This is a genomic window from Ensifer sp. LBL (genome assembly GCF_050435225.1).
GTDB lineage: Bacteria > Pseudomonadota > Alphaproteobacteria > Rhizobiales > Rhizobiaceae > Ensifer.
Map to the genome: position 1 here is coordinate 12,057 of NZ_JBNDJY010000010.1, position 12,234 is coordinate 24,290.

General features: G+C 63.0%; 11 protein-coding genes. 3 read left to right on the plus strand and 8 right to left on the minus strand.

Annotated elements, in window-relative coordinates; genetic code table 11:
* Nucleotides 1-100: 100 nt before the first annotated feature.
* The 4 genes from OKW20_RS29605 to cmoA all read right to left on the minus strand — a co-directional run bounded on the left by OKW20_RS29605 (nucleotide 101) and on the right by cmoA (nucleotide 3,727).
* A complete protein-coding gene (locus tag OKW20_RS29605; protein ID WP_429178013.1) occupies nucleotides 101-1,417 on the minus strand; it encodes a sensor histidine kinase in 1,317 nt (438 codons plus the stop codon).
* A 4-nt stretch (nucleotides 1,418-1,421) separates the two neighbouring features.
* Nucleotides 1,422-2,075 (minus strand): response regulator transcription factor, encoded by a 654-nt coding sequence (locus tag OKW20_RS29610; protein ID WP_429178178.1) that lies wholly within the window; start codon nucleotides 2,073-2,075, stop codon nucleotides 1,422-1,424.
* Nucleotides 2,076-2,212: 137 nt separating this feature from the next.
* Entirely contained in the window at nucleotides 2,213-2,947 is a 735-nt protein-coding gene (locus OKW20_RS29615) for a methyltransferase family protein (RefSeq protein WP_429178015.1), read from the minus strand.
* A 12-nt stretch (nucleotides 2,948-2,959) separates the two neighbouring features.
* Nucleotides 2,960-3,727: a carboxy-S-adenosyl-L-methionine synthase CmoA gene (cmoA, locus tag OKW20_RS29620; RefSeq protein ID WP_429178017.1), complete on the minus strand. Its 768-nt coding sequence runs from the start codon at nucleotides 3,725-3,727 to the stop codon at nucleotides 2,960-2,962.
* A gap of 237 nt (nucleotides 3,728-3,964) precedes the next feature.
* Here cmoA and OKW20_RS29625 point away from each other — a divergent pair, with 237 nt between their 5' ends.
* A complete protein-coding gene (locus tag OKW20_RS29625; protein WP_429178019.1) occupies nucleotides 3,965-5,263 on the plus strand; it encodes a S41 family peptidase in 1,299 nt (432 codons plus the stop codon).
* A gap of 25 nt (nucleotides 5,264-5,288) precedes the next feature.
* On the opposite strand, the gene OKW20_RS29630 is transcribed toward OKW20_RS29625, so the two are convergent.
* Together OKW20_RS29630 and OKW20_RS29635 are read right to left on the minus strand one after the other, a co-directional pair.
* The gene (locus OKW20_RS29630) at nucleotides 5,289-6,767 is read right to left on the minus strand and encodes a pyridoxal phosphate-dependent decarboxylase family protein (RefSeq protein ID WP_429178021.1); all 1,479 of its coding nucleotides are present in this window, start codon (nucleotides 6,765-6,767) and stop codon (nucleotides 5,289-5,291) included.
* Between the two features lie 30 nt (nucleotides 6,768-6,797).
* On the minus strand, nucleotides 6,798-7,646 hold the full coding sequence (locus OKW20_RS29635) for a class I SAM-dependent methyltransferase (RefSeq protein WP_429178023.1): 849 nt from the start codon (nucleotides 7,644-7,646) through the stop codon (nucleotides 6,798-6,800).
* A 236-nt stretch (nucleotides 7,647-7,882) separates the two neighbouring features.
* Between OKW20_RS29635 and OKW20_RS29640 the strand changes: the two genes are divergently transcribed.
* Nucleotides 7,883-9,691, plus strand: coding sequence for an ABC transporter ATP-binding protein/permease (locus OKW20_RS29640; protein WP_429117436.1), 1,809 nt, complete (start codon nucleotides 7,883-7,885; stop codon nucleotides 9,689-9,691).
* Between the two features lie 121 nt (nucleotides 9,692-9,812).
* Here the strand turns inward: OKW20_RS29640 and OKW20_RS29645 are convergent, their stop codons facing one another.
* A complete protein-coding gene (locus OKW20_RS29645; RefSeq protein ID WP_429178025.1) occupies nucleotides 9,813-10,640 on the minus strand; it encodes a bifunctional allantoicase/(S)-ureidoglycine aminohydrolase in 828 nt (275 codons plus the stop codon).
* Nucleotides 10,641-10,709: 69 nt separating this feature from the next.
* Nucleotides 10,710-11,396 (minus strand): GntR family transcriptional regulator, encoded by a 687-nt coding sequence (locus tag OKW20_RS29650; protein ID WP_052201955.1) that lies wholly within the window; start codon nucleotides 11,394-11,396, stop codon nucleotides 10,710-10,712.
* Nucleotides 11,397-11,588: 192 nt separating this feature from the next.
* Between OKW20_RS29650 and OKW20_RS29655 the strand changes: the two genes are divergently transcribed.
* The gene (locus OKW20_RS29655) at nucleotides 11,589-12,233 is read left to right on the plus strand and encodes a flavin reductase family protein (RefSeq protein ID WP_192493642.1); all 645 of its coding nucleotides are present in this window, start codon (nucleotides 11,589-11,591) and stop codon (nucleotides 12,231-12,233) included.
* The last annotated feature ends 1 nt before the right edge of the window (nucleotide 12,234 follow it).

The following is a 12,234-nucleotide window of genomic DNA, read 5'->3' on the forward strand; positions in this document are numbered from 1 at the left end:
CCGTTCCAGGCGCCCCGGCTGCTCGTCCTTCCACCGCGTCGCCGTCATCGATAGCCACGAAACACTTGGCTCAGACACCGCCGGGTTCACCGGCGGTCCCTCAAAGTCGGACTTCCACCTCAAAACCCTGCGTTCTGCCCCGCGCCGGCGAAGCGATCCGCAATTCGCCCTGCATCTGCTCGACCAGCCGCTCAACGATGGCAAGGCCTAGCCCGGAACCGGAGGCCTCGGTCGGGCCCCGAACGAAGCGTTTGGTCAGGTTGGCGCGAACGTCGGCGGCGACGACAGCGCTTTCGTTGGTGACGCGGATACCCATCGGGTCGACATGGAGATCGACGCGGCTGCCCGGCGGGCTGTGGATCAGCGCATTTTCGAGAAGATTGCGCAAAACGATGGCAAAGGCGTCCACCCGGATCGGGCGTTCGAGCACGGTGCCCTTGGCGACCTGAACATTCAGGCGGTTGGCGCCGAGCGCCGAGCGCTCCAGGTCCTGCATCACCACCATCAAGACCGGCAGCAGATCGTGCTGTTCGTCCGAAATGGCAATCTCCGCTTCGGCGCGCGACATCTGCAGCAGCTTCTCGGCAAGCCGGCTCAGATGCACCAGCGCCCGTTCGATCTGGGCGGTTCTCGGCTGGTACTCCGGCGGCACTTCGCGCGCCAGCCTCTGGGTTTGCGCGAGCGCGCCGGCAATCGGGGTCCGCAGTTCATGGGCGCTGTTCGATGTGAACTCCCGCTCCGCCTCCAGGCCTGCCTTCAGCCGCGCCAAAAGCAGGTTCACGGAACGGGCGATCGCGCGCAATTCACGTGGCAGCGTCGCCTCGTCGATCGGCGCCAGGTTGCCGCTGTCCTTGGTCAGGATATCGTCGCGCAGCTGCGAGACGGGTGACAGCGTGCTGCGGACGACGAAGACGATCGCAAGGATGCTGCCCGGTATCAGGACGAGCAACGGCAGAAGCAGCGCCGTCCCGCCTTCCATGAGCGCCTCTGTCCGATGCTCCATCGCATCGGCAACCTGCACGTAGAGCGACCCGTCGGTGGTGCCGGCCGTGTAGATCCGATGGGTGGCGGTCTGCGAGAAGCCGGTCGCAAGGGGAACGGCAAAGGGCTCCGGCGCGCCGTCGTCAAACAGGACGCGGCCATCGCGGTCGCGCACCTGATAGGTGAGATATTGCGCGTTGAGCGCCGGTGCCACGACGGAGGCTTTTGGCGCGCCGTCCGCCGCGTCCCTGGCAACGTCGTCGGCGACGATCTGCAGCAATCGCTCGGCCGTTTCCTGCACGCCGCTGTCGAAGATTTCGGTGAACTCGTCCTGCATCACGTAGACGCCAAGTCCGAGCGCAACGAACCAGAAGAGGGCAACGATGCCGGTAAGGGCAATCGCCAGTCTGCGGGTCATGCTCCTCTTGTCGGACATGCGATCACCTGAGGCAGTAGCCGAGGCCGCGCACGGTCTCGATCCGATCGGGCCCGATCTTCTTGCGCAGGCGGCTGATATAGACCTCGACCGTATTGCTTTCGATCTCGGCGCCAAAGGCGTAAAGCGCATCGTGCAGCTGCGCCTTGGACACGAGCGCGCCGGGATGTGCGACCAGCTTGTCCAGCACGGCCCATTCGCGGGCGCTCAGGTTCTGGCTGTCGCCGTTGACGGCGATCTTGCGGTGAACCTGGTCGATCTCGATACCGGGCAGCTTGACCGTCGGCGCGGCGTTGCCGGTGTAGCGCCTGGAAACGGCCAGCATGCGGGCCGTCAGTTCATTGAGGTCGAAAGGCTTGACCAGATAGTCGTCCGCGCCGCTGTTGAGCCCCTCGATCCGGTCGGATATCTGGTCATGCGCCGTCAGGATGATCACCGGCGTGCGGTCGCCACGTGCGCGCAGCGAACGCAGAAGCATCAGTCCATCGCCGTCGGGCAGCCTGAGATCGAGCAGGATCAGTCCGTAGGTTACCGTGTCGGTCGCGGCCACCGCATCGAGGACGCGCTTGAACCAGTCCACCGCGTGGCCGGCCGCGGCGACATGGTCGCGCAGCGCCTCCCCCAGAACCTGATCGTCTTCGACTAGTAGGACTCTCAAGATATCACCGGACACTTGTTCGTCCTTGCCTAGGGTCGATCGGGGATGGGCGTCAAGTCCTTGAGCGCCAAGCGGCGAAATGCGGCGGCGGCGGCCCGTCTCGGCCGCGGCCCTCGAGGCGCAAAAGAGCGAGGGTTTCAGGAGGCGACGGGATCGCGAAAGGCCCCGCGCCGCTTCTTGTAGCTGATGACAGCCGTCGCGATCCCGACCAGCGCCATCGCGCCGCCGAGAACAGCCAGCACGCCGGCATTTTGGCTAGACGACTCGTAGGTCGCGAACTTGTACATCTCCGTCGCGAGCACTGCGATCATGGCCGCCGAGACGGTCGAATAGTCCTTGCCGACGACGCGCCTGATGTTGAACGTCATGCCTTCCGTCGACTGGCTGAAGTTGGAGAGGCGCAGCATCCAGCGCGGCACATCGCGGCAATAGTCGCGATAGGCGTCACCGAAGGTGCGAAGCAGGAAGGCCTCCTCCGCATAAACGATGCATTGATACATGAAGGCAAAGAGCCCGATACCGACCACGATGAGCAGCGGGTTGCCGTGCAGCAGAAAGACGCCGGAGTAGAGCAACATATTGCCGACATAGAGCGGGTTTCGACAAACGCCGAACATGCCCTCGGTCACCAGGTCCTTGGCGTAGACCTTCTTTTTCAGGCCGCCACGCTGGATGTACTTGTAGCCGACGACCGTCGCGCGCAGTGCCAGGCCGGCCAGGATGACGAGAATCGCGACCGTGTCTTTGGCCAGCGTCAGCAGCGGATTGTCCAACACCAATGCCGGCGGCGGCATCAGCAGGAACAACACCACGATGATCGCGGGGAACAACTGGTTGCGGAAGCGGAAGAGAAAATTGCCGATCGCGATCATGGTCTGTCCGTCCTACTTGATCGCGATAATGCCGCAGAAATTGTACCAGCGGAAAAACACTTCGACGCTGCGGAAGCCAACCTCCTTCAGAAGCTGGAAATTTTCCTCCAGGCGGTAGGGAATGAGGACGTTTTCAAGCGCCTCGCGCTTCTTGGCGATCTCGATCTCGGAATAGCCGTTACGGCGCTTGTAGTCGTAGTAGTGCTCGATGAACAGGCGATTGAACGTCGAGTCCTCGCTGGTCAGCTTTTCGACGAGCAGCAGAGCGCCGCGCTCGTTAAGGCCGTCATAGATCGAGCGCATGACCCGCTCGCGATAGAGGGGGCGCACGAACTGCAGGGTCAGAAGCATCAGGACGGCGCTGGCATTGTGGATCTCGATGCCCTGGTGCAGGTCGCCTCCCCTGAGGTCGATCGCCCGGTTGGAGTTTGTCTGGGCGATCTTTTCCTTCGCCTTCTCGATCATGTCCGGCGCGTTGTCGATGCCGACGAAGCGCACGGCAGGATCGACCATAGCGTCAAGCCCGAGCAGCGTCGTCGCCGTCGAGCAGCCGATGTCGTAGAGGTTGGTGTCGGCTTCGGCAAAGTCGCTGGCGAGCTCGCAAACCATCCGCTGGATTTCGCCGTAATAGGGAACCGAGCGGCTGACCATGTCGTCGAAGACGGCAGCCACGGTGGCATTGAAGGCGAAGTCGCCGACATTCTGGTCCGGTGCCGCGAAAACCTCATCCCGGCGGTGGCTGTTGTCGTGCACGTGTAGATGCGGGGCCTTGCCAACCATTCGCATTTTCCTTTCTTTTCCGGAGCACACCAAAGGTGAGGGCAATCGCCTCTGTCCCCGGAGCGATTGATGCACCACACAAGCCACCCTAACCTGACACGAACCTGAAAGGTTTGGCCGCAGCGGGTTCGCCAGATCGGGGCACCGAGGCGCGGCATCACGGCGTGATCACGCGATTTTGCCGGCAGCTGCGCGCACTTTTGTCGATAATCGCCGGCACGAAACCGGAGCACCCACATGCGCGCGAGACCAAGTTGCAAAGCGTTGATCGCCAGCCTCGTCCTATCGATGGCCGCTGCGGCATGGGCCGCTGAGCTGCCGCGCTCAGGCGAGCCGACATTCGACCGGGTGATCGAACTGGTGAATGCGAACTTCTATGACGGCGAGGCGCTCGACCGCTTCAATGCCGCAGCGGAGGCTGAAATTGCGAATCCCGTGACGGCACTATCGAGGACGAGCCCGGCTTCGCGCGTCGATTCGGCGATCACGTCCGTCCTTGCAAGTCTCAAGGTTTCGCACACCGGGCGCTTCAAGACCGACACGATCGACTATTTCGAACTCGCCGACATTTTCCGCTTTGCCATCCGTGACGATATGCGGCGTCTCTTTCCGCCGGATGGCGCCGCGCGCTATCCCGGCATCGGTATGGTGACGACGGTTGAGAACGGTCAGCGCTTCGTCAGCGATGTCTATGACGGGTCGGCTGCGAAGAACGCAGGTCTGCTCGTCGGCGACGAGATCCTGTCGGTCGACGAGCAGGCTTATCGGGAGATCGGGTCCTTCGAAGGCAAGGTCGGCCGATCGGTCGAAATCCGGCTCCGCCGCCACCGCGATGCGGAGCCATTGTTGCTGCAGGTTCCGGTGGAGAGTTTGCGGCCACTCCCGATGTTCGAGCGCGCGATCGAAGAGAGCATCGCATTGGTCGAGACCGGCGGCCGGAAGATCGGCTATGTGCGGCTCTGGACCCTTTCCACGCGAGACGGGCTCGATCTCGTGGCCGAGGCGCTTTCGAGCGGCCGCTTGAAGGATGCGGACGGGCTCGTCGTCGATCTGCGCGGCCGCTGGGGCGGCGGCCCGGCGGACGCAGCCGAGTTCCTGGTCGGCGGCACGCCGACGTTCCGGCTGATACCGCGTCGGGGAGAGGCCACGCTTGCGAATTTCCGTTGGCAAAAGCCAGTTGTCGCGCTGATCGACAGGGGAACCCGCAGCGGCCTCGAGCTCTTCGCCTACACGCTGCGACAGCATGCGATCCCGCTCGTCGGCGAGAGGACGGCCGGTGCCCTCCTTGCCGGCCGAGCCTATGTCCTGCCGGACGACAGTCTCCTGGAAGTCGCGGTTTCGGATGCGGTCATCGGCGACGAGCTGCGACTTGAGGGGGTTGGCATTGCGCCGGACGTACAAGTGGCGTTGCCGCTTGCCTATGCGGCCGGCAAGGATCCGCAGCGGGAGGCCGCGATCGCCGAGATGGTGCGACTGCTTCAAGCCACGTCGTCGCCACAAATTGCGCCCGCGCAGGAGCCAGCCGCAACGCGGTGACACTTGCAGCATGCATGACTACGCGTCAGCCGATGCCGCCGCCAGGGGCAATCTCCCGTCCGAGCCTGACGACTTCCTGCACGAAGAGCTCCAGATCCTCCCGTCGCGTCCGATGGTTGTTGATCGCCACGCGCAGGCAATGTTCCCCGTGCACCGTGGTGTCGGAGATGACGGCGGTGCCTTCGTCCTGGAGCCGGAGCATGATTTCCGTGTTCAACGCCTTCAATCCTTCGGCCGGCATATCCTCCGATCGGAAGCGAAAGCAGACGATGTTGATGTTGGTCGGCGCCACCAGCTCGAGCCGCGGCTCGGCCTCGATGAGGCTGCTCAGATAATGGCCTTGAGCAACGTTCTGGTCGACGAGGCGGCCAAACTTCTCGATGCCGTGCTCCATCAGCGACATCCAGATTTTCAGGGCACGAAAACCACGCGACGTCTGCAGGCCATAGTCATAGAGCCAGGGCGCCGAGGCGAGGCCGCGCACGGTGGATTCCAGATATTCCGGCGTAACGGCGAAGGTGCCGCGGTGCGCGGCCGCATCACGAACGAGAACGCAGCCCGCCTCGAAGGGCGCATGCAGCCACTTGTGCGGATCGAGCGCGATCGAGTCGCCCCTTTCGATGCCGGCCACGCGCCAGGCATTCTCGGGCGCGATCCGTAGCAGAGCGCCGATACAGCCGTCGACGTGGAGCCAGAGGCCAGACTCTGCGGCGAGATCCGCCAGAGCCTGGATGTCATCGATGGCGCCGGTATTCACCGTTCCGGCATTGGCGATGATGCAGATGGGCAGTCGGCCGGCCACGCGATCCTGCTCGATCGCGCGGCGCAAGGCGACGATATCGATGCGCAATTCCGCATCGGTCGCGATGCGCCTCAAGGCCTGGTCGCCGAGGCCAAGCAGTTCCACCGCCTTGCGATGGCAACTGTGGATCTGGTCGGAACCGTAAAAGCAAAGTGAGCGATCGCCGATGCCATGCGCGCGCACATCGACGCCGGCCTTGACGTTGCGGGCGACCGTCAGGCCGACAATGTTGGCGACGGAACCGCCGCTGACGAGGCTGCCGCTGGCCGACGCGGGAAACCCCAGCATTTCCTTGCACCAGTTGACGACCTGCTGGTCCATGAGCGCGGCGGCATGATTGCCGCCGCCGACGTTCGATCCCTGAACGGCTGCCAGAAACTCGCCCAGCGCACCGGTGAAATTGCCCGATCCCATGTACCAGGCCCAGAAGCGCGGGTGGATGTTGCCCATGGGATAGCCGAGCACGTTTTTCGCAACCGACGCATAGATCTCGTCAAGCGGCCTTGGCGCTCTGGGGAGCGGGGCCGAAAAGCTCTCGCGTACCGTATCGGGCATGTTGCGCCACACCGGCCGGTCCCTGACCCCGCTCAGATAGTCGATCGCATCGTCGACGATGCGATGCGACAGAGCCCGCAATTCAGCCCAGTCTTTCGGGTCGAGCGTTTCCTCCACCCCGCTGGACGCTGCCGACCGCTTGTCCATGGAAACCTCCCCTCCCGTCGTTCCCTTCTTTTATGGTCGCGTGCCGGCGATGATCGTTGCCGTCGAGCGCAGTTCCACCTTGCCCGCCCGCATCGCCTGGCTCGCCAGATCGAGAACCTCGCTGCGGATGCGCCTGCGGGTCTCGTCGTCCGCCTGCGCCAGTCCGGCGACGACGGGTGCGGCGATCTCGGTCATGAAGGCCCAGTAGTCCTCCGGGGTCTCGTGGACCATCGTGGTGGTCACCTCCTCCTGGCGGACATCCCGCAGGCCTGCATCCTCGAAGACGGCCTTCATGAGGCCCTCGGGCGCGCAACGAAACAGGCCGGGCGCGCCGGCGGGTGGTTTCGGCATGTCGACGTGGCGGGCAATCGTCGCCATGATCGTCGTAGCCCAGGCGTTCTTTTCCGGTGCGCCCCAGACGGCGGCGCAAACACGCGACCCGGGCTTTGCGACCCGCGTCAACTGCTGGGCAGCCGCGGCAACATCGGGAAAGAACATGAAGCCGAAGCGGCAGAGGACGGCGTCGAATGTCGCGTACGCAAACGGCAACGCCCCGGCATCGCAGACCCTCGTTTCAAAATTCGTCAGACCGCGATGCCAGGCATTTTCCGTCGCCACCTGCAGCATGCGATCGGAAAGATCGGTAACGGTCACGCGACCCTTCGGGATCGACGCGGCCACCGTCAGACCCGGCTCGCCGGTACCGGCGGCAACGTCCAGCACCTGATCGCCGTCCTTGATCGCCGCCTGCCGGATCATCGCTTCGCCGAAGGGGGCAAGCCAGCCGAGCACAAGTGCGTCCCACTTCTTCCAGCCGGCGGAGAAGCGGTCCCAGGTCTCTCTTTGTTGGTCGCGGATTTGATCGAGATGCGCCGACATGCAGGTTCCTCCCTCAGTGCCGTTTTCGACCTCGTTCACAAAACTATGAACTCTCTGCACGCGGTTACAAATCAACTTTCTCAGTGCCGCGAAGGCAGGGATTTTGAAGCATATCGGGCTTTGCCGGGCGCGCAGTGACCGCGGTTACATGTGGGCGCAGACAATCCGCGCTAGGGAGAGAGGGTAAGGCAGGCTATATTCTCATTGAGGAGACCGGGAAGGAGAGATTCGCACCGATGTCGAACCGGACGAACGGCGAAGTTAGTGGCCGGATAGAGCCTAGCGACGAACAATCCCTCGGTGATCAATTGCGGATGATGCATCGGGCCTTCATGGCCTCGCCACTGCGCAACAAGATCATCTGGCTGAGCATAAGCATCATCGTTGTCATCGTTGTGACAGCCTTTGGTCAGATCATCCTCAACCGATGGTACAAGCCGTTCTACGACACGCTCGAGCGACGCGACCTTCCGGCCTTTCTCCATCAACTCGTCGTCTTCGCCCAGATCGCCGGCGTCCTTCTCGTCCTCAACGTTCTGCAAACCTGGCTCGGCCAGGTCATCAAGCTGCGCCTGCGGGAAGGCCTGACCCAGGACCTGATTACCGAATGGATGCGCCCGACCCGGGCGTTCCGGCTGGCGAATGCCGGCGCCATCGGCATCAACCCGGACCAGCGCATCCATGAGGATGCGCGCCACCTGACCGACCTCTCGGCCGGACTTTCGATCGGTCTCTTCCAGTCCGGCATCCTGCTGGTGAGCTTCATCGGCGTGCTGTGGTCGCTATCGGACGGTTTCGTCTTCCATGTCGCGAGCTATTCCTTCGCCATCCCCGGCTACATGGTCTGGGCCGCAATTCTCTATGCGGGGACGGCCTCCTGGCTGAGCTGGCTCGTCGGCAGGCCTCTGGTGGCGCTGAATGGCGAACATTATGCCCGGGAGGCGGCGCTGCGTTTCTCGCTGATGCGGGTCAACGAGCATATCGAGGCCGTGTCGCTTTCGTCGGGCGAAGCCAACGAGAAAAAGCGGCTGCAGCGCGATCTCGCCTCGGTGCTCGAGATCAGCTACGGCCTGCTGCGCGCGGTAACGCGGCTCACCTGGGTGACCGGCGGCTATGGCTGGATCACCGTCGTTGCGCCGATCGTCATCGCCGCGCCGGTCTATTTCGCCGGCGACCTCAGCTTCGGTGGGCTGATGATGGCCGTCGGCGCCTTCAACCAGGTGCATGCGTCGCTGCGCTGGTTCGTCGACAATATCGGCGCGATCGCCGACTGGCGCGCCACGCTGCTGCGCGTCGCCGCCTTCCGCTCCGCGCTCCTGATGACCGACGAACGGCATGAGGGCGACAAGCGCATCGACTTCAAAACCTCCGATACGCCGCAGATGAGCTTCGACAACATCGAGATCGTCTCGCCGACCGGATGCATCAAGCTTCGCGAGCCGAGCGTCACCATCGATCCGGGCGAGCGTGTGCTCGTCACCGGCGCTCCCGAGGTGGAAAAGGCGCCGTTCTTCCGCGCAATCGCCGGGCTCTGGCCCTGGGGGCACGGCCGCATCGCGCTGCCTGTGGACGACGGCCTCGCCTTCGTGCCGAAATCCCCCTATTTCCCGCCCGGCACGCTTGGAGAAGTGCTCGCCTATCCAAGCCCGCCCGATACCTACAGCAAGGGCGAACTTGCCGCCGTTCTCTCCAAGGTCGGCCTTGGGCGGCTCAGCGGCCGGCTCGAACAGGATGCGCGAAAGCAGATGAACCTCAGTGAGGCGGAGCAGCGGCTTCTGGCCATCGCTAGGCTCAGCCTGCACAAGCCCCGCTGGCTGATCATCGACGAAGCACTCGACACGCTCGAAGATGATGCCTACCAGCGCGTCCTGAAATTCATGGACGACGAGCTTCAGGGCGTGGCCATCGTCAACATCGGACGCACCGAGCGCGGCAGCGACTTCTTTACCCGCGTGCTGCACCTCGACAAGAACCCGACCGGCAACACGCTCAGGCGTCTCCAGCCACGCAGCCTGCAGCCGGCAGATCCGCAACTGGTGGACTGAACAGGCGGAAGCGCCTTCCGTCGAACAAAGGGATGCGGGCGACGCCATAGTCATCTGATTGCAAAGAAAAACCGCGCGTTCCCTGGAACGCGCGGTTTTGTCTGTCCGAGCGTGGGCTCGCTTAACGCGAGCGCAGCTTCATGTGGCGGTTCACGTCCTTGTAGAGCAGGTAACGGAACTTGCCCGGGCCGCCGGCATAGCAAGCCTGCGGGCAGAAGGCGCGCAGCCACATATAGTCGCCGGCCTCAACCTCGACCCAATCCTGATTGAGCCGGTAGACCGCCTTGCCTTCGAGCACATAGAGGCCGTGCTCCATGACGTGCGTCTCGGCAAAGGGAATGATCGCGCCGGGCTCGAAGGTGACGATGGTCATGTGCATGTCGTGGCGCAAGTCGGTCGGATCGACGAAGCGGGTCGTTGCCCACTTGCCTTCGGTGCCGGGCATTGGCGACGGGGTAATATCCGCCTCGTTGGTGAAGAAGGCTTCCGGCACGGGCAGGCCATCGACATATTCGTAAGCCTTGCGCACCCAGTGGAAACGAACCGTCGCTTCGCTTCCGTTGCGAACGGTCCAGTTGCTCGCCGGCGGGATGAAGGCGAAACCGCCCGGCTGCATCTTGTGCGCCTTGCCGTCGAGCGTGATGGTCAATTCGCCCTCGACGACGAAGATCGCGCCTTCGGCGCCCTCGTCGAGTTCCGGCTTGACACTACCGCCGCCCGGAGCGATTTCCATGATATATTGTGAAAATGTTTCAGCAAAACCGGAGAGCGGCCGGGACAGTATCCACAGCCGGGTCTTGTCCCAGAACGGCAGATAGCTGGTGACGATGTCCATCATCGTCCCCTTCGGAATCACCGCATAGGCTTCGGTGAAGACCGCGCGATCCGAAAGCAGTTGGGTTTGGGGCGGGTTGCCGCCATGCGGCGCATAGTAACTACGGTTGGTCATATCTTCCTTCAGTCTGCTGGCAGGCACCGCCTCCTCTAAAGTGCGGTGCAATAGGTCGCGCGCGCCGCATCAAAGCAATGCGGTGCGAAGATCGCGGGGCTGGTCCTTCTCCTCGTCCAGATCCAGTTCCGCTTCCACGTGGTTCAGGTGCTCGGCCATCTCCTTGATCGCGCTCGCCACATCGCGAGAAGCGATGAACTCGACCACGGCCAGGTGCTCGTCCGGCCCGCAATTGTGCAGGTGGTTCGACCGGTACATCGCTGTGATCAGGGATGTCCGGGACACGAGGTCTCGCAGGATGCCGAAGAGGAAGGCAGAACCCGAAAGCTCCGCAAGCAACAGGTGGAAACCGCCGGAAAGCCGAACGATATCAGAGAGATTGCCGGACCGGCCGGCAATGCGCTCCTCTTCGATATGGGCGCGCAAGCGGACGATATCCTTGGGATTGGCGCGCTCGCAAAGCCGCTCGACGACGCGCTGCTCGATCGCCCTGCGGGCAACGAAGACATCGCGTGCCTCGTCCACCGAAGGCTCGGAGACGAAGGCGCCACGGTTCGGCATGATCGTCACAAGGCCATCGCGCTCGAGCGCGGTCAGTGCCTGGCGGATGCGCGCCCTGCTGACGGAGAATATTTCGGCAAGTTGCTCTTCTTTCAATCGCGTTCCCGGCCGTAGCCGACGCTCTGCAATCGCAAGCCAGATCTTCTCGCAAATGATCGCCGTCGGAGCACCGGCGACTTCGTCCGCGTTATACATGAAATCTCCCTTAGCCGTTCGCTTACTCTCGCCGTGCGGCGCTCAAAGTCAATTCCATCCGCTGCAGTTAGATATTGACTACAAAATTGTAGACAATATTGTGTACCGCAACTTGATGTGCAATGGCAACCGCTTAAACACGACCGTGCGACCGGCAGAAAACCCGGCCCGCGGCGCCAATTGAGAGCTCCGATGGACTTCGATTTCACAGAACTGCCGGCCCAGGACCGTTATCGCCTGCTGACGAACTTCATCGGCCCGCGACCGATCGCGCTGGTCTCGACGCTCTCGCCGAGCGGACAGGACAATGCCGCGCCGATGAGCTTCTTCAACGTCTTCTCGCACGACCCGCCGATCGTCATTCTCGGTATCCAGACCCGCCCGAACGGGGAAGAGAAGGACACGGTCGCCAATATCCGGCGCACCAACGAATTCGTCGTCAACATGGTGGACATGGCAATCGCCGACCAGATGCTGGTCTGCGGCCTGTCCTTCGAGCCGGATGTCGACGAAGTGGCAATCGCCGGGCTGACAGCGGCTGACGGCCTCAAGGTCGGGGCCCGCCGTATCGTCGAGTCGCCCTGCTCGATGGAATGCCGGGTCGAGCGGCTCATTGAATACGACCGCCGCGTCATCGTTCTCGGCGAGGTCGTGCATATGCACGTGCGTAAGGATTGCCTCGACGAGGAGGGCCGCTACGTCGACCCGTCCCAATACCAGCCGATCGCACGGCTGCACGCCAACAACTACATCACATCGGATCGTCAATTCGTCATGCCGACGCCCGACATTACCGCCTACGCCCCCCTTGCAAACGCCATGCGGAAGACGAGCTGAT

Coding starts and splice junctions, on each gene's coding strand:
- OKW20_RS29605 (WP_429178013.1), bottom strand. CDS start 1,417: ATGTCCGACAAGAGGAGCATGACCCGCAGACTGGCGATTGCCCTTACC.
- OKW20_RS29615 (WP_429178015.1), bottom strand. CDS start 2,947: ATGATCGCGATCGGCAATTTTCTCTTCCGCTTCCGCAACCAGTTGTTC.
- cmoA (WP_429178017.1), bottom strand. CDS start 3,727: ATGGTTGGCAAGGCCCCGCATCTACACGTGCACGACAACAGCCACCGC.
- OKW20_RS29625 (WP_429178019.1), top strand. CDS start 3,965: ATGCGCGCGAGACCAAGTTGCAAAGCGTTGATCGCCAGCCTCGTCCTA.
- OKW20_RS29630 (WP_429178021.1), bottom strand. CDS start 6,767: ATGGACAAGCGGTCGGCAGCGTCCAGCGGGGTGGAGGAAACGCTCGAC.
- OKW20_RS29635 (WP_429178023.1), bottom strand. CDS start 7,646: ATGTCGGCGCATCTCGATCAAATCCGCGACCAACAAAGAGAGACCTGG.
- OKW20_RS29640 (WP_429117436.1), top strand. CDS start 7,883: ATGTCGAACCGGACGAACGGCGAAGTTAGTGGCCGGATAGAGCCTAGC.
- OKW20_RS29645 (WP_429178025.1), bottom strand. CDS start 10,640: ATGACCAACCGTAGTTACTATGCGCCGCATGGCGGCAACCCGCCCCAA.
- OKW20_RS29650 (WP_052201955.1), bottom strand. CDS start 11,396: ATGTATAACGCGGACGAAGTCGCCGGTGCTCCGACGGCGATCATTTGC.
- OKW20_RS29655 (WP_192493642.1), top strand. CDS start 11,589: ATGGACTTCGATTTCACAGAACTGCCGGCCCAGGACCGTTATCGCCTG.